The 16,231-nt window shown below is 67.5% G+C and carries 13 protein-coding genes and 1 pseudogene; 10 read left to right on the top strand and 4 right to left on the bottom strand.

Translation table 11 applies throughout. From position 1 onward, the window contains the following. Positions 1-127: pseudogene (locus CCS01_RS35310) on the bottom strand (ISAs1-like element ISAzs12 family transposase); the annotation flags it as partial. 846 nt (positions 128-973) lie between these two features. Here CCS01_RS35310 and CCS01_RS17125 point away from each other — a divergent pair. Then, positions 974-1,270, top strand: coding sequence for a DUF2312 domain-containing protein (locus CCS01_RS17125; RefSeq protein WP_104519994.1), 297 nt, complete (start codon positions 974-976; stop codon positions 1,268-1,270). Between the two features lie 162 nt (positions 1,271-1,432). After that, the gene (locus CCS01_RS17120) at positions 1,433-2,854 is read left to right on the top strand and encodes an MFS transporter (RefSeq protein WP_204848321.1); all 1,422 of its coding nucleotides are present in this window, start codon (positions 1,433-1,435) and stop codon (positions 2,852-2,854) included. Here CCS01_RS17120 and CCS01_RS17115 read toward each other — a convergent pair. Next, complete coding sequence (locus CCS01_RS17115) at positions 2,833-3,309, bottom strand: GNAT family N-acetyltransferase (protein WP_104519997.1); 477 nt, start codon at positions 3,307-3,309, stop codon at positions 2,833-2,835. The genes CCS01_RS17120 and CCS01_RS17115 overlap by 22 nt on opposite strands. 93 nt (positions 3,310-3,402) lie before the next feature. On the opposite strand from CCS01_RS17115, the gene CCS01_RS17110 reads away from it, so the two are divergent. Beyond that, entirely contained in the window at positions 3,403-4,194 is a 792-nt protein-coding gene (locus CCS01_RS17110; protein WP_158258451.1) for a polysaccharide deacetylase family protein, read from the top strand. Between the two features lie 24 nt (positions 4,195-4,218). On the opposite strand, the gene CCS01_RS17105 is transcribed toward CCS01_RS17110, so the two are convergent. Then, positions 4,219-4,671 carry a hypothetical protein gene (locus tag CCS01_RS17105; protein WP_104519991.1) on the bottom strand — a complete coding sequence of 151 codons (453 nt, stop codon included), beginning with the start codon at positions 4,669-4,671 and terminating at the stop codon, positions 4,219-4,221. 70 nt (positions 4,672-4,741) lie between these two features. Between CCS01_RS17105 and CCS01_RS17100 the strand changes: the two genes are divergently transcribed. From CCS01_RS17100 to CCS01_RS17085, 4 genes are all read left to right on the top strand, one after another. Beyond that, entirely contained in the window at positions 4,742-5,860 is a 1,119-nt protein-coding gene (locus CCS01_RS17100) for a 2-aminoethylphosphonate--pyruvate transaminase (protein WP_104519996.1), read from the top strand. Next, entirely contained in the window at positions 5,857-7,527 is a 1,671-nt protein-coding gene (locus CCS01_RS17095) for a formate--tetrahydrofolate ligase (protein WP_104519990.1), read from the top strand. Before CCS01_RS17100 ends, CCS01_RS17095 begins: the two co-directional genes overlap by 4 nt. 646 nt (positions 7,528-8,173) lie before the next feature. After that, positions 8,174-9,346, top strand: coding sequence for a glycoside hydrolase family 5 protein (locus tag CCS01_RS17090; RefSeq protein WP_104519989.1), 1,173 nt, complete (start codon positions 8,174-8,176; stop codon positions 9,344-9,346). A gap of 551 nt (positions 9,347-9,897) precedes the next feature. After that, positions 9,898-10,767: an SMP-30/gluconolactonase/LRE family protein gene (locus CCS01_RS17085; protein ID WP_104519988.1), complete on the top strand. Its 870-nt coding sequence runs from the start codon at positions 9,898-9,900 to the stop codon at positions 10,765-10,767. A gap of 148 nt (positions 10,768-10,915) precedes the next feature. Here CCS01_RS17085 and CCS01_RS17080 read toward each other — a convergent pair whose 3' ends face one another. Then, on the bottom strand, positions 10,916-12,322 hold the full coding sequence (locus CCS01_RS17080) for an alpha,alpha-trehalose-phosphate synthase (UDP-forming) (protein ID WP_104519987.1): 1,407 nt from the start codon (positions 12,320-12,322) through the stop codon (positions 10,916-10,918). Positions 12,323-12,546: 224 nt separating this feature from the next. Here CCS01_RS17080 and CCS01_RS17075 point away from each other — a divergent pair, with 224 nt between their 5' ends. From CCS01_RS17075 to CCS01_RS17065, 3 genes are all read left to right on the top strand, one after another. Then, positions 12,547-13,599, top strand: a complete 1,053-nt coding sequence (locus CCS01_RS17075) for a glycosyltransferase family 4 protein (protein WP_104519986.1) — start codon at positions 12,547-12,549, stop codon at positions 13,597-13,599. Positions 13,600-13,678: 79 nt separating this feature from the next. Further along, complete coding sequence (locus CCS01_RS17070; RefSeq protein ID WP_104519985.1) at positions 13,679-15,271, top strand: GMC family oxidoreductase; 1,593 nt, start codon at positions 13,679-13,681, stop codon at positions 15,269-15,271. A gap of 2 nt (positions 15,272-15,273) precedes the next feature. Further along, complete coding sequence (locus tag CCS01_RS17065) at positions 15,274-16,023, top strand: SDR family NAD(P)-dependent oxidoreductase (protein ID WP_104519984.1); 750 nt, start codon at positions 15,274-15,276, stop codon at positions 16,021-16,023. Positions 16,024-16,231 lie beyond the last annotated feature (208 nt).

Genomic DNA, 16,231 nt, shown 5'->3' with positions numbered 1-16,231 from the left:
CCGCACTCTGGCCGCCGCACAGCACCGTGCAGAGCGCAATCATCAGCAGTTCATGGAAATCGTGCAGCGCGGCATTGCCGGTGCGCGGGTCCTCCAACTCCTCCCAGCAGGCGATGAACTGATCCAAAGGGGCCTCCCGCAATCGTGGTGCTCACCCTCAGCCAAAGAGTCGATCATGCCCGCGTCGGGCAAGTCCAAATCGCGTGTCAAGGACTTTCGAAGTGCGAATCCCCTGTCCGTTGCCCGGTTTTCGATTGACCCTGGCGGCGGCCACGGCTATTGCCCGCCGCCCTGCTGCCGCGGAGAGTCGAGTCGATGACGGCTGAACTGGTGAGTGGAACCGTACGCCGACCGGGAGCCGCCGCCTCGCCGGAGGCCGTGCTGCCAGACGGCGCCGATCGGCCGCTCTGTGCGTCAGCCGGGCCATTGCCTTACAGCGAACCGCAGGTCGGTTGGGACGGGCAGCGTCGCTGGCGGCGGCGCATCCCTCACCGTCATGGCCGGGCGCGTCCCGGCCATCCACCCCCCACCGTCGAAGCGCAGATGGCCGGGACGCGCCCGGCCATGACGGGAACGGCGGCCGGTGCGTCCAAACCGATCTGCGGTTTACTGTAGCGGCGGCAACCCATCCCGGGCCAGGCCGCATGGATCACCGCGCCGCGAGGAGAAAGCGATGAGCGAGGCGAGAGCCGGCGGTAACCGGCAAGCTGCCAACCGCGGGCCCGGCGGCCTCATCGGACGCAGTGAGCGGCGTCACGAGGCGTGCAAGGCGCTGGCGAGCGACATCCGGGACAATGACGCCAAGGCCAGGGGCGCCGGATATGCAACGCCCCTGCCGGCCATACCATGCGCATAGGCCCAGTGGTTCAGGGCAAGCGCGCCGTTCTCAAGCGCGCCGTTCCGGGGCGCGTTCCTTCCCTCGGCTCTGGCAACAGTCAGCACCATCGCAGTCTGTCATCATTGGAGTACAACAATGAGCAATTCCACCCTCGAGGCGACTAAATCCGGCACGAAAAAAAGTGACGCCGAGACGGGCGCCGGCGGAATCGCGGTCGACCGGCTCCGGAGCCTGGTTGAGAGAATCGAGCGACTGGAAGAGGAACGAAAAGCGCTGGGTTCGGATATCAAGGACATATACGCCGAAGCGAAGAGCGCGGGCTTCGACGTCGTTGTCATTCGCCAGCTGATCAAGATCCGCAAGCGCGAACCGGCCGAGGTGGAAGAGGAGGAGACGCTGCTCGACATCTACCGTCGCGCTCTCGGGATGTGACATCAAGCGTCCGCGGTTCTGGCCGCTTCGGGCCGGTCAGGGCCAACCGCAGGTCTGGACCCGCGTCGCCATCCATTGCAGGGTTCACGGCGAATTTAACTACATTCGAAACAAAACAGCGATCGCAGCGGCACGCGCCGGCGTGCCATGGGAGGAACCTGGATGGCTGCAACGCCGATCGCCTCGCCGGCCGCGGAGATCACCGCGCGCCTGGACCGCCTGCCGATGACGCGGCACATGTGGGTGCTGGTGCTGCTGATATCGCTCGGTGGCTGGTTCGACGTCTATGCCATCTTCCTGACCGGCTCCATCGCCCCGGGCATGTTCGCCGACAGGATCTTCACGCCCACCACGGTCGCGCTGTTCGGCCTCGGCGGCCTTGCATCCTTCATCGCCGCGCTGTTCGCCGGCCTGTTCGTCGGCACGATGTTCTTCACCCACCTGGCTGACCATTTCGGCAGGCGGACCGTCTTCACCTTCTCGTTGGTCTGGTATTGCCTCGCCACGCTGATCATGGCGTTCCAGAGCACGCCGAACACCGTCAATTTCTGGCGCCTGCTGGCCGGCGTCGGCATCGGCGTCGAGCTGGTTACCGTCGACACCTTCATTTCCGAGCTGGTGCCCAAGCGCGCCCGCGGCCGCACCTTCGCCATCCAGCAGGCCATCGGCTTCATTCCAGTGCCGCTGATCGCCTTCCTCGCCTGGCTGCTGGTTCCCACCGCCCCGCTCGGCCTGTCCGGCTGGCGCTGGGTGGTGATCATCGGCTCCGTCGGCGCGATCCTCGTCTGGTTCGTGCGCCTGCGGCTGCCGGAATCGCCACGCTGGCTGGCGCAGCAGGGTCGCCTGGAGGAAGCCGAGCAGGTCATGCGCGCCATCGAGGCCCGCGTCACCGCCGAATCCGGCCGTCCGCTGCCGGCACCGGAGCCGCCGGTGATGGAAGACCCGGCCGAGGGCCAGTTGCGGGAAATCTTCAGCCCGGCCTATCGCAGCCGCACCATCATGCTGTCGGTCGCCAACTTCTTCCAGACCATCGGCTTCTATGGCTTCGCCAACTGGGTGCCGACGTTGCTGATCGCTCAGGGCATCCACGTCTCGCAGACGCTGGAATATTCGTTCATCATCGCCTGCGCCTATCCGCTGTTCCCGCTGCTGGGGGTGGGCTTCGCCGACAGGATCGAGCGCAAATGGCAGGTCTGCCTGTCCTGCACCGGCATCGCCGTGTTCGGCATCCTGTTTTCCTTCCAGACCGCGGCCATCCCGGTGATCGTCGTCGGCACCTTGCAGACGATGATGAACGCCTGGCTGTCGTTCTCGGCCCACAACTACCAGGCGGAGCTTTTCCCGACCCGCATCCGCGCCCGCGCCGTCGGCTTCGTCTATTCCTGGAGCCGGTTCAGCACCATTTTCACCGGCTTCTTCATCGCCGCGATCCTGCAGCATTTCGGCGTCCCCGGCGTGTTCCTGTTCATCGCCGGCGCCATGGCGATCGTCGTCCTCGCCATCGGCGTGTTCGGGCCGCGCACCAACCACCGCTCGCTGGAGGAAATCTCCCAGGTGCCGGTTCAGGCGCGCGGCGCCGCCTGATCCGTGCCCGAGGCTGTGTCCCGCAGGCGCTTGCGCAGGAAGAAGCGGGTCTGGCCCGCCGGATAATCCTCCAGCGTGCCGAACACGCGGTAGCCGATGGCCTCGTAGAAGCCGCGCGCCTGGAAGGTGTCGAGCCACGCGGAGTGGCAGCCCGCCGCCGCCGCGTGGCGTTCCGCATGGGCCATCAGTGTCCGCCCGGCGCCCTGGCCGCGCAGGCCAGGATGGACCCAGACCGCATCGACGAACAGCCAGCCCCACGACATCACGCCGCTCAGCCCGCCCATCAGCGTTCCGTCCCGATCCTCGAGCCGCAGCGCGAAGCGGCTGGCGTGGAACGGCACGCTTTCGGCATGGAACTGGTTGATCGCCTGGCCAAGCCCGGCGCGGAAGGCCGCCGGCGGGTCGGTGTCCACCGTCAGCCGCAGCCCGTCTGGAACGTCCGGTCGTGGGTTCATTATGACTCGCTCCGCCATCGCGATTTGATTAAGCACCGGCTTCCATCATGCCGCATCGCCGTACCCGCGCGAGACCGAACGAGATCCCTCACAATGTGCCTGCACTGCCACGCCGCATCCGGCGGCCTTCCCCTGTCCCGCCGATCCTTCTCGACAGGCGCACTGGCGGCCCTTGCGCCGAACTGCTTCCCGGCGGTCCCGAACGAACTCGTCGAGCCGCGCATGCGCCTGATCGTGCCGGCGGACGTGCCGCGCACCGTGGCTTTGACCCTGGACGCCTGCTCGGGCGGCGTCGACATGCGGATCGTGCGGACCCTGCTCGCGCTGTCGGTGCCGGCGACGCTGTTCGTCACCGGGCTGTGGCTGCGCAGCAATGCCCACATGCTGGGCCTGCTGCGGGCGCGGTCGGACCTGTTCACTTTGCAGAACCACGGCGAGCGCCATCTGCCCGCGGTGCTCGGCACCCGCCGCGTGTACGGCCTGCCGATCGCCGGGACGCTGGAGGCGATCCGGCGGGAGGTGGCGCGGGGCGCCGAGGCGATCGTCGCTGTCGGCGCGCCGCCGCCGACATGGTACCGCTCGGCCGCCGCCCTCTACAGCCCGGCGGCCTTCCGCATGATCGACGAGAAGATCGGCGCCTTTTCACTGCCGGCGGATGAAGGCGCTTCCTTGCCCGCCCCGGTGGTCGCGGGGCGCATGGCGGCGGCGGTCAGCGGCGACGTCATCATCGCCCACGTGAACCAGCCGCACCGGTCCAGCGGCGCGGGCGTCGCCGAGGGACTTGTCGCCCTGCACAAGGCAGGCACGGTGTTTGTCGGGCTTGACGCCTATCCGGCCACGCCACTGACCTGCCGCCCGCACCCGTTCACGCGCAAGGTCGTGTAGCCGGGTTCAGGCGGCACACCCGCTTCACCGGCGCCGATCCAGCCGGGGTTCGGCGCGCTCGGGGCGTTCGGCGCGTTCGGGACGGATGATGACCGGCTCCTGCCGGCCGAACGGGCGGGCGTTCGGCGGCGGCGCCGGGCGCTCCACCGGCGCGTCATCGTCGTACAGGTCCTGCGCGGCCGGCGGAATCGGCGGCCGATCGGCGGGCGGAGCGTCACCGCGCGTCACCTGGCGGATCGGCGCGTAGATATCCTCGAAATCCAGTTCCTGCCGGCCGGCCGGCAGGCGCAGGGCGAGGTGGCGGATCTCCTGCTGGATTTCGTCGAGTCGCGCCTCGATGACGTCCAGCCGGCTTTTCACCCCCAGCACGCTGAAGGGCATGAACACGAATGCCAGGGCGTAGAGCAGCGTGGGAACGAGCAGCACCAACGGGACCCACCAGGGCACCCAGTCGGGCAAGACATACGGTATGTTCATAACTGCAACGTAGCACCGAACGATCGACGCGTGGATGGATTTCTCGGCTTCCGCGTGCGAGTTTCCGGCGATGTTGCTGCTTATCCCCGGTCCTGTCACCACACGTCCCGAAGTGCGCCAGGCGATGGGCCGGGACCTCGCGCCCTGGGACAATGACTTTCGCCAATTCCTGGCGCGATTGCGCGGCCGCATCCTGCGCCTGGCCGGCGGAACCGACCCGGCGCACGCCGCGCTGCCGCTGCAAGGCTGCGGCCATTTCGTCACCGAAGCGGCATTGCGCACTTTCCTGCCCCCCGGTGGACGCATTTTGATTCCCGCCACCGGCGCCTATGGCAACCGCATGATCCGCCTGGCGCAGGAGGCCGGGCGGGTCGCGGTGCCGCTGCCGATGGGCCCGGCCGACGCCGCCGATCCCGCCGCCGTGGCCCGCGCCCTGGCGGATGACCCGACCCTGTCGCATGTCGGCCTGGTGTATTCCGAGACCGGCAGCGGCGTGATCCATGACGTGCCGGCTGTCGGCGCCGTCGTCCGCGCCGCCGGGCGCCGCATGATCGTCGATGCCGTGTCCGCCTTCGGCGCCCTGCCGCTCGACCTGTCCGCCCAGCCGGAGGTGGATGCCGTCGTCTTCACCGCCAACAAGTGCCTGGAGGCGCTGCCCGGCATCGCCTTCGCGGTGGCGCGAGCCGATCGGCTGCGGGCCTGCGTTGGGAACGCCGGCAGTTGGTCGCTCGACCTGGCGGATATTTACGCCGGTACGTTGCAGTTCGGCGCGGGCAGCTTCCGCTTCACGCCGCCGGCGCAAGTGCTGGCCGCGCTGGACCGCGCGCTGGATTTCCTGGACGCCGAGGGCAGCGCGGCCCGGCTGGCGCGCTATACCGCCAACATGCGCACCTTGTACGACGGTGTCCGCGGCCTCGGGCTGGTTCCGTGGCTGCCGCCGGAGCGGCAGGGGCCGGTGATCGTCAACGTGCATGTGCCGGACGACCCGGCCTGGGACCTGCAGGCCTTCGTTGATGCGTTGAAATCGCGCGGGGTCCTGATAAGCAACTTCTTCACCACGCCGGCTCCGACGTTCCGGGTTGGCTGCATCGGCGCGATCACGCCCGCGGACATGGCGCGCGCGGTCCAGGCGATCGATGCGGCGCTGACGGATATCGGCGTGACCCATCGGGAGGCCGTTCACGCATGAACTCCGATCTCGCCATCGCCCGCGCCGCGACGCTGCAGCCGATCCAGGTGATTGCCGACAAGCTTGGCATCCCGGCCTCGGCCGTGGAGCCCTATGGCCGCACCAAGGCGAAGATCGGCCTCGACTTCATCGCCAGCCTGGAGGATCGGCCGGACGCGCCGCTGGTGCTGGTCACCGGCATCAACCCGACGCCGGCGGGCGAGGGCAAGACCACCACGACCGTCGGCCTGGGCGACGCGCTGAACCGCATCGGCCGGCGGGCGGCGATCTGCCTGCGCGAGCCGAGCCTGGGCCCCAGCTTCGGGATGAAGGGCGGCGCGGCCGGCGGCGGCCACGCGCAGGTGGTGCCGATGGACCAGATCAACCTGCACTTCACCGGCGATTTCCACGCCATCACCGCGGCCAACAACCTGCTGGCGGCGATGGTCGACAATTCGATCTACTGGGGCAATCCGCTGGACATCGACGAGCGCCGGATCTCCTGGCGGCGCTGCATGGACATGAACGACCGGGCGCTGCGCAGCATCGTCGCCAGCCTGGGCGGCGTCGCCAACGGCTTCCCGCGGGAGGACGGGTTCGACATCACCGTCGCGTCCGAGGTGATGGCGGTGTTCTGCCTGTCGCGCAACCTGCACGACCTGGAGGCGCGGCTGGGCCGGATGGTGGTCGCGCAGACCCGCGACGGCGCCAACGTCACCGCGGCGGACCTGAAGGCGGACGGCGCGATGGCGGTGCTGCTGAAGGATGCGATTGCGCCGAACCTGGTGCAGACGCTGGAGGGATCGCCGGCGCTGGTGCATGGCGGTCCGTTCGCCAACATCGCACATGGCTGCAACTCGGTGATGGCGACGCGGCTCGGGCTGAAGCTGGCCGACGTGGTGGTGACCGAGGCGGGGTTCGGCGCGGATCTGGGCGGAGAGAAATTCCTCGACATCAAGTGCCGTTCGGCCGGGCTGAAACCGTCCTGCGCGGTGGTGGTGGCGACGGTGCGGGCGCTGAAGATGCACGGCGGGGTCGAGCGCCATCAGTTGGGCGCGGAGAACGTCGAGGCGGTGCGGCACGGCGTCGCCAACCTGCAGCGGCATGTGGAGAACCTGCAGAAATTCGGGCTGCCCGTGGTGGTGGCGGTGAACCATTTCACCTCCGACACCGCCGCGGAGTTCGCCGCGATCCGCGACGCGATGGCGGCGCTTGGCACCGAGGCGATCTCCTGCACCCACTGGGCGCATGGCGGCGCCGGCGCTGAAGATCTGGCGCATGCGGTGGTCCGGCGGATCGAGGCCGGCACCGCGGCCTACAAGCCGATTTATCCGCTGGACATGACGCTGGCCGACAAGATCCGGGCGATCGCGCGGGAGATCTACCGCGCCTACGACATCGCGCTGCCCGACGCCGTGGCGGCGAAGCTGGAGTCGTTCGAGGCGGCGGGCTTCGGCGAGGTGCCGGTGTGTATTGCCAAGACGCAATACAGCTTCACCGCGGATCCCACCATCATGGGCGCGCCGGTGGGGCACGTGCTGCCGGTGCGGGAGGTCAGGCTGTCGGCCGGGGCGGGGTTTGTCGTGGCGATCTGTGGTGACATCATGACGATGCCCGGCCTGCCGCGCGTGCCGGCGGCGGAGTCGATCTGCCTGCGGGAGGACGGCGCCATCGAGGGACTGTTTTGACGCATGCCCGCGCAGGGAGCGGCCGTTGGTTCTTCGTAATGGCCCGGTTCGTCTGCATACGCGCCGACAGGGTGATGCACGCTGCATCACCGTCATCGCCCGCAGAGGCCGCGCCACCTGTCGTGGCACGTGCGTGTGGCGAAGACCCGGACAAGCCGTGTCATAACGGATTAGCAATTGTCGTGCGGCCGGCCGGCTATCTTGCGGACCCGGCTCTTCCTACCTGGTTATCCTGTTATCCTGGTCACGATGAACATGGTACAGCGATCAACGACGGCCATCGCGGCCGCAGGCCGCCCCAATTTCTTCTCTGCGGGCTCTGCGCTCCACTCTGCGATCTCTGCGTTGAATCGCGGTGTTCGGGGCGCCACCGGCGTTGCAGGTTGGGCGGCTCACCAGCGACGCCGCTCTCCGTGGCGGCACCGCACTTTCAAAACGCAGAGATCGCAGAGCGTGGCGCAGAGCCCGCAGAGAAGGAATTGGCGCGACCCGCGCTCGCGGTGGCTCGACCGCGGCCTGGCGTTCAAGGCAACGAAGGCCAGGCCCTGCGCCGGCTGGGACAACACCAGAAATTTTATTGCCTTCTTCATGGCCCGGAAGCAACGACTGCCGCGCTCTGGTCGTGATTTGGACCTGTGGAGGCAGTATGCAAGTTAAACGTTTCTTTACATGGGCTTTGCGCAGTGTGCCGGTCGCCGTCGTCGCCTTGCCGTTGTCGGCGCAGGGGGCGATTCCGCCGTCGGTCGCGGACCAGCGGGTGACGCTGCTGCCGCCCGGCCCGCTCAGCACCAAAGGCAACCAGATCATCGACCAGCACGGGCGCCCCGTGCGGCTGGCCTGCATCGGCTGGAACGAAGTGAACGAGCATATCCCGCTGGAGGCGCAGACGCACCTGATGGCGCGCTACGGCTTCAACTGCATCCGGTTCTCCTGGGTCAACGCCACGATGCACAAGGACCTGGCGATGATCGACCGCATCGCGGCGGCGGCGGGGAAAGCCGGGCTGCGGCTGGTGCTCGACAACCACACCAACGAACCGGGACACAGTGAGCGTGACAACTGGGGCGCGCAGCAGAAGAATGGTCTGTGGTACGACCTGGGCGGCGGCTCCGACGGAACCGACGGTGGCGGCAACCGCGGCACCACGACGGATGAGAAATTCCTGGCCGACTGGCAGGCGGTGGCGAAGCATTTTGCCGGCAACCAGACGGTCATCGGCTACGACCTGCGCAACGAGCCGCTGGACTGGCCGGGCATGAGCGTCTGGGGCGATGGCTCCGATCGCGACATCCGGGCGATGTATATCCGCGTCGGCAACGCGATCCAGGCCGTCGATCCCGCCAAGCTGATCATCGTGGAGCTGCCGAACAACCATGGCCGCGGCGTCCGGACGTTCCCGGTGACCCTGAACGTGCCGGGCAAGCTGGTCTATTCGGTGCACGAATACCCCTACGAGATCAGCGCTGAGAAGCTCGACTCCGGGCCAGCCATGATCCACCGGATGAATGAGGAATGGGGCTGGATCGTCAATTCCGACCTGGCGCCGGTATTCATCGGCGAGATGGGCGCATCGATGTCCAGCGCCCGGAGCAAGGCCTGGGCGGCGACGATCGTGCCGTATCTCAATGGCACCGGCCCGGACGGCCTGCACATCGGCGAGGGCAAACAAGGCCTGTCCACCGATTGGTGGGCCTGGGGCCACCTGGACGAACGGGAGAATCCGGACGGCATCCTGGAGGCGGACTGGAAGACGCCGAGGCCGGAGCAGGAAGCGGTCTACGCGAAGCTGCGGCAGCGGCCCATCGGCGGGACGGAGTAGCCGCGTCGTCCGGTACGGCCTCGGCGGTGGTGCGGAACAAGGTCGTCACCCGATCGGCATCGCCCGGACGAGCCGCATGGGCGCTGATTTTGTGGGCCGGCGGCACCCCGTCATGGTGGGCGGCGGCCCCATTGGCGTTAAAATAGGGCTGGCTGTTGTCTCCTCGTCATGGTCCGGCTTGTCCGGGCCACCTATTCCAGCACTGTGCCGCGACAGGTGGCCCGGACAAGCCGGGCCATGACGAAAGGGAAACGCAGCGGCGGACCGTTTCCGAGATGTGTGCATCTCGTAGGGACAAGCCGGGCCATGACGGAATGGCAAGCATCGTGCCGCCGCCACGCTATTTTAGCGCCAATGGGGCGAAGGCCCACCATCCACGCTTTCTGCCGGTATCGGCACCGCAAGCTGTCGCTGGCGGCCCGGCCAAGCTTATCAATAGCGATATAGAAATAATATTGCCCATCCTCCGCCATCCAGATTTGATCGCTCTTCCATCGCCGGTGCAGTGTTCTGGTTGGTAAGCCCCACACGATCCGGGAAGGATGCATCACATGGCGGATTACGAACTGATCTGGGATTCGCGCTGTTCCGTCGCCGAGTCCCCGGTCTGGGACGCAGCCAATCGCCGGCTGCTGTTCTGCGACATCAACGGCAGGCGGATCAACGCCCTGCGAATCGACTCGGGTGAGCGCGAATCGTGGGACTTCCCGGACGTCGTCGGCAGCTTCGGCCTGTGCGCCTCGGGCCGGTTCGTCGTCGCGCAACGGCACCACGTCGTCCTGTTCGATCCCGGCAGCGGCGAACTGACCGACCTGACCGACCGCGTGGACGAGCCGCCGACCAATCGCCTGAACGACGGCAAGGTAGGCCCGGACGGCGCCTTCTGGATCGGCAGCATGGACGAGAACACGCCGCGCCAGAAGACCGCATCCCTCTACCGGGTGACGCCCGACGGCCGGATCACGCGCGAGGAATCCGGCTATGCCGTATCGAACGGCCTGGCCTGGTCGCCCGATGGCCGCGTCATGTACCACTCCGACTCCACCGCCGGCATCATCGAAGCCTGGGACTTCGACCCCGCGACCGGCGGCCGCTCCCGTCACCGCATCGTCGCGAGGCTGAAGAACGAAGACGGCCGTCCGGACGGCGCGGCGACGGACATGGACGGCAACTACTGGTCCGCCGGCCCGTCCGCCGGCTGCCTCAACTGCTTCAGCCCGGACGGCACGCTGCTGCACAAGCAGGCTTTTGCCGTGCCCGGGCCGACCATGCCGTGCTTCGCCGATGACTGGCTTTACGTGACGTCGCTGCGGGAGGGAAAGCCCGAGGACATCCTGTCCGCCTTCCCCACCCTCGGCGGGCTGTTCCGCACCACGGCGCCCTCAGCCGGCGCGCCGGTCGGCATATTCGCCGATACGTAGAGGCTGCGTTCCGCCGATGACGGCGAAACGTTCTCACCGCGCCACGACGGCACGTGGCGCGGTGAGGCCTTCGCTCCAGCTCATAATTTCACGAGCGATTTCATCAGCCTGAAATCGCTCCGCGATTTCCAGTCGGGCCGATATTGCTCTAGGAAATCGCCCGCAGCGTCGGTCGTTCCGGGTTGATCTCCGGATGCACAAGGTGCTTCAGGAACACGGTGCAGAAGCGCTGCGCTGTGTTGGCGCTGACCTTCTTGTGCAGGGACCGCCAGCGTTCCTGGCGTTCTTCCAGTTCCATCGACAGGCCGATGTGCATCGCCTCGGCGATTTCATCGGAATCGTAAGGATTGACCTGCAGGGCCTCGGTAAGTTCCTCGGCCGCGCCGGCGAAGCGCGACAGGATCAGCACACCCGGATCCCTGGGGTCCTGCGCGGCGATGTACTCCTTGGCCACCAGGTTCATGCCGTCCCGCAGCGGCGTGACCACCGCCAGCCGGGACAGGCGGAAAAATCCCGCCAGGGTATCGCGTTTCACCGCGCGGGTCATGTAGCGCAGCGGGGTCCAGTCGAATTCCGAGTATCGCCCGTTCGTGTCGCCAACGATACGGTCCAGCTCCCGCCGCAGCCGCTGGTACGAGCCCTGTTCCTCACGCGAACGTGCGGCGACCTGCAGAAAGCTGAGTTGCCGGCGATGTTGCGGGTAATTGGCGAAGAACCGCCCGATCGCCTCGAACCGGTTGATCAGCCCCTTCGAGTAGTCGAGGCGGTCAACTCCGATGGCGAGGCTGCCTTTGCCGAGGCTGTCCCGCAGCGCCCTGGCATCCGCGCCGCGGGCCGCATCGATCGCGCATTTCGTGAATCCGTCGGCATCAATGCCGATCGGATCGACAATGGCACGAACATGGTGGCCGCGCCAGATGAACCGGCCCTCGGAATCGGCGTGCACGCCCATGTTTTCCGCCACGCAATCCAGGAACGCCGAGCGATAGGTGCGGGTATGGAAGCCGATGATGTCATAGGCGCACAGCCCGTGCAGCAGCTCGCTCGACCGCGGCATGGCGTTGAAGATGGCTGGCGGAACGAACGGCGTGTGGAGGAAAAATCCGATGCGATTGGTGACGCCGAGAGCACGCAGTTCCATGGCAAGCGGGATCAGGTGGTAATCATGCACCCAGATGACGTCATCCGGCCGCAACAAAGGCACCAGAGCGGCGGCGAACTGACGGTTGACGGCGCGGTAGCCGGCATAGTCCTCGGAGCGGAAATCCAGCAAACCAAGACGGAAATGCAACAACGGCCACAATGCGCCGTTGGAGAAATTCACATAAAACGAGTGATAATCGGCTTCCGTCAGATCGATGGTTGCGTAGGTAATGCCTTCGGAACGTTGAATATGCGTCGTTGCGGACCCGCGCGACGAGCGCCGGCCGCTCCAGCCGAACCAGACCGATCCGGGCTGCAACGCATCGGCCAGCGCAACCGCCAGGCCGCCGGCCTTGGCGCCTCGTTCGGATGGAAGCGGCACACGATTTGAAACGACGACCAGCCGCGACATCGGTCAGCACCCCCTGTTGTTTGACGCCCGGCGGTCCGAGCATGCTTGGACGGCACCGACAGCGCCTTGGTAAACGCAAACGGGACGGTACGGGTAAGTGTTCATCAGTAACTTCGCCGTGAGAATGCGGACTTTGGCGGCTTCATGTTAGCAGCCGCCGCAAAAAAACCTGATCTGCCGCGCATCGATGAGGCCGACCAAAAAAGGCCGGGAGCCATTGAAAGATGCGTATAGCACAGATCGCGCCACTGACAGAATCCGTTCCGCCGCGTACTTATGGCGGGACCGAGCGGGTGGTGTCCTATCTGACTGAAGAGCTGGTCGCCATGGGGCACGACGTGACCCTGTTCGCCAGCGGCGACTCGATAACGGATGCGAAACTGGAAGCGATCTGGCCGCAGGCCCTGCGGTTCGACAGCACGCTGCGCGACGCGATGGCGCCGTCGATGCTGATGCTGGAGAAGATCTACCAGCACGCGCATGAATTCGACATCCTGCACTGCCACCTGGACTACTGGCCGTTCTCGCTGCTGAGCCGCCAGCCGACTCCGTACCTGACGACGTTGCACGGCCGCCTCGACCTGCCGGAGATCGCGCCGGTGTTCGACTGCTTCCCGGACGCGCCCCTGGTGTCGATCTCCGATATGCAACGGAGGCCGTTGCCGCAAGGTAACTTCGTTGGCACTGTCTACCACGGCCTGCCGCCGGACCTGCTGACGCCGCAGCCGATGCAGCGCGACTACCTGGCCTTCCTGGGCCGGATCTGCCCGGAAAAGTCGCCGGACCGGGCGATCCGCATCGCCCGCGCCGCCGGCATGAAGCTGAAGATCGCCGCCAAGATCGACCGCGTCGACAAGCTGTACTTCGAAGAGGTCATCCGCCCGATGATCGACGGCGACCAGATCGAGCTGATCGGCGAAATCGGCGATGCCGAGAAGCCGGCTTTCCTCAGCGGCGCCAAAGCGTTGCTGTTGCCGATCGATTGGCCCGAGCCGTTCGGCCTGGTGATGATCGAGGCGATGGCCTGCGGCACGCCGGTCATCGCTTTCCCGGCCGGCTCGGTGCCGGAGGTGATCGACCACGGCGTCACCGGCTTCATCGTCCATGACGAGGCCGAGGCCGTAACAGCCATATCGCGGCTGCATGAAACGTCGCCGACGGCGATCCGGCGCCGGTTCGAGCAGCGCTTCACCGCGCGCCGCATGGCAGAGGACTACGTCGCGCTGTATCGTCGCCTGGCGGTGAAGTCGCGCCCGGCGCTGCGCTTGGTGACCTGACGCGGCACTGGTCAACCGCCGCCGCTTCCGCTTCACTGGCCGCCACGACAAGGGCCAGGGAAGCGGGGAAGACGGCGTCATGGACTATGATTTCATCATTGTCGGTGCGGGTTCCGCCGGCTGCGTGCTGGCGAACCGCCTGACGCAGGATGCGGGCACGCGGGTCCTGCTGCTGGAAGCCGGCGGCAAGGACCGCGATCCGTGGATCCACATCCCGGCTGGTTTCTATCGCAACATCTACAATCCGCGGGTCGCCTGGTATTTCGAAACCGAACCGGTGCCGCAGATGCACGACCGCCGTATCGCCTGGCCGCGCGGCAAGGTGCTGGGCGGGTCGTCCGCGATCAACGGCCTGATCTACATCCGTGGGCAGCGGCAGGATTTCGACCTGTGGCGCCAGATGGGCAACGCCGGCTGGTCCTATGACGACGTGCTGCCCTACTTCCGCAAGGCCGAGCACCAGGAGCACGGCGCCGACGACTATCACGGCGCCGGCGGGCCGCTGTGCGTCTCCGACCTGCGGACCGACCATAAGCTGCACGATGCGTTCATCGCCGCGGCGCAGGAAGCCGGCTATCCGTTCAACCGCGACTTCAACGGCGCCGAGCAGGAGGGCGTCGGCCCGCTGCAACTGACCGTCCGCGGTCGCCGCCGGTGTGCCGCCGCGGTCGCCTACCTGAACCCGGCGCGGTCCCGCCGCAACCTGACCATCGCGGTCCATGCCCTGACCCACCGGGTGCTGCTGGAAGGCAAACGCGCCGTGGGCGTCGAGTACAGCCAGGACGGCCGGCTGCATCAGGCGCGGGCGAAGCGGGAGGTGCTGTTGTGCGGCGGCAGCATCAACTCGCCGCAGATCCTGCAACTGTCCGGCATTGGCCCGGGCGGCCTGCTGCAGTCGCTCGGCATCGCGGTGCAGCACGACCTGCCCGGGGTGGGCGAGAACCTGCAGGACCACATCGGCGGCCGCATCATCAGCCGGTGCGTCGACGGCACGGTGACGCTGAACGAGGTCTGGCACAGCTGGCCGCGGCGGTTGCAGGCCGGCGCCGAATGGATCCTGGCGGGGAAGGGGCCGCTGATGACCGGCGCCGCGCCCATCGGCCTGTTCGTCAAGACGCGGCCGGAGCTGGACAGCCCGGACGTGCAGTACCAGTTCCTCGCCGGCAGCGCGCCGAAGCCGGGCGGGCCGATGCACCCGTTCCCCGGCTGCACCCTGGTGGCGATCCCCTGCCGGCCGGAGAGCCGCGGCTGGCTGCGCATCAAATTGCCAGATCCCACCGAGGCGCCGGCGATGCAGCCGAACTACCTGTCCACCCAAGCAGATCGCGACACCATCGTCGCGGGTTTGAAGGTGACGCGGCGGATCTTCGCCTCCCCGGCGATGCGGCGCTTCATCCGGGAGGAGGTTCATCCCGGGCCGGCGGCGAAGACCGACGAGGACCTGCTGGAGTACGTGCGCGCCACCGCCGGCACCACCTTCCACCAGACCAGCACCTGCATGATGGGGCCGGGTCCGAAGGCCGTGGTCGACATTTCGCTGCGCGTGAAGGGGCTGGACGGGCTGCGGGTGGTCGATGCCTCGGTGATGCCGACGGTGGTGTCCGGCAACACCAACGCCACGGTGATCATGATCGCGGAAAAGGCGGCGGACATGATCCGGCAGGCGGCGTGACCATGGAGCAGACATTCGCCGGCAAGGTCGCGCTGGTCACCGGCGCGGGCAAGAATATCGGCCGTGCCATCGCGCTCGGCCTGGCCCGGCGCGGCGCCACGGTCGTGGTCAACGGCCGCAGCGACCGGGTCCTTGTCGAGATCGTGGCGGCGGAGATCACCGCCGCGGGCGGCCAGGCCATCGGCTGCCTGGCCGACGTGACGGACCCGGCCGCCGTGCAGCGCATGGTTGACGAGGCGGCCGCGGCGTTCGGCGGCATCGACATCCTGGTCTGCAACGCCGGGCTGCGGCGGCAGACCCCGTTCCTGGACATGGCGCTGGCGGAATGGCGGGAGATCCTGTCGGTTGCGCTCGACGGCGCCTTCATCCTCGCCCGCGCCGCCGTCCCCCACATGATCGGCCGCGGTGGCGGGGCGATCGTGGCGCTGTCGGGGATTTCCACCCATGTCGGCACGCCGAACCGCTGCCATGTCTCGGCTTCCAAGGCCGGGCTGGAGGGGCTGATGCGGGCGCTGGCGGTGGAACTGGCGCCGCACGGCATCACCTGCAACTGCGTCGCGCCGGGGGCGGTGGATACGGTGCGGGGCGCCTCGGCCGGGGCGGCGCCGCCGGGGGCCGGGCGCGGCATCCCGCTGGGGCGGCCGGCGACGATGCAGGAGATCGCCGCCGCGGTGCGGTTCCTGGCCGGGCCGGATGGCCGCTTCGTCACCGGCCAGACACTGCACGTGAACGGCGGCGCGTTCCTGACCTAGTACACCTCGCCGGAAGTGGCGACTCCGTTGATGGGTGGCCCGGCGCGGGTGAGTCTGGTTTGCCACAGTCTGGCGGCAATCGCCGTGACCAGCCGCCGTCAGGAGCCGTTCTGGCGAGTCAGGAGCGGCCTGAATATGGCAGGCCACAGGCTCACGCCTCGCCCTGATTCACCGGAGCCTTCATGCCCCGTCTGACTGCCGCCCCGAT

The sequence above is a fragment of the Rhodopila globiformis genome (genome assembly GCF_002937115.1).
Lineage (GTDB): Bacteria > Pseudomonadota > Alphaproteobacteria > Acetobacterales > Acetobacteraceae > Rhodopila > Rhodopila globiformis.
The sequence above is the reverse complement of the archived record's forward strand: the minus strand, read 5'-3'. Positions and strand labels throughout refer to the sequence as shown.

Bases quoted from the DNA above. Each gene is read 5' to 3' on its own strand.
- CCS01_RS17095 (WP_104519990.1), top strand. From the start codon at position 5,857: ATGAACTCCGATCTCGCCATCGCCCGCGCCGCGACGCTGCAGCCGATC.
- CCS01_RS17115 (WP_104519997.1), bottom strand. From the start codon at position 3,309: ATGAACCCACGACCGGACGTTCCAGACGGGCTGCGGCTGACGGTGGAC.
- CCS01_RS17065 (WP_104519984.1), top strand. From the start codon at position 15,274: ATGGAGCAGACATTCGCCGGCAAGGTCGCGCTGGTCACCGGCGCGGGC.
- CCS01_RS17085 (WP_104519988.1), top strand. From the start codon at position 9,898: ATGGCGGATTACGAACTGATCTGGGATTCGCGCTGTTCCGTCGCCGAG.
- CCS01_RS17105 (WP_104519991.1), bottom strand. From the start codon at position 4,671: ATGAACATACCGTATGTCTTGCCCGACTGGGTGCCCTGGTGGGTCCCG.
- CCS01_RS17075 (WP_104519986.1), top strand. From the start codon at position 12,547: ATGCGTATAGCACAGATCGCGCCACTGACAGAATCCGTTCCGCCGCGT.
- CCS01_RS17110 (WP_158258451.1), top strand. From the start codon at position 3,403: ATGTGCCTGCACTGCCACGCCGCATCCGGCGGCCTTCCCCTGTCCCGC.
- CCS01_RS17090 (WP_104519989.1), top strand. From the start codon at position 8,174: ATGCAAGTTAAACGTTTCTTTACATGGGCTTTGCGCAGTGTGCCGGTC.
- CCS01_RS17100 (WP_104519996.1), top strand. From the start codon at position 4,742: ATGTTGCTGCTTATCCCCGGTCCTGTCACCACACGTCCCGAAGTGCGC.
- CCS01_RS17070 (WP_104519985.1), top strand. From the start codon at position 13,679: ATGGACTATGATTTCATCATTGTCGGTGCGGGTTCCGCCGGCTGCGTG.
- CCS01_RS17120 (WP_204848321.1), top strand. From the start codon at position 1,433: ATGGCTGCAACGCCGATCGCCTCGCCGGCCGCGGAGATCACCGCGCGC.
- CCS01_RS17125 (WP_104519994.1), top strand. From the start codon at position 974: ATGAGCAATTCCACCCTCGAGGCGACTAAATCCGGCACGAAAAAAAGT.
- CCS01_RS17080 (WP_104519987.1), bottom strand. From the start codon at position 12,322: ATGTCGCGGCTGGTCGTCGTTTCAAATCGTGTGCCGCTTCCATCCGAA.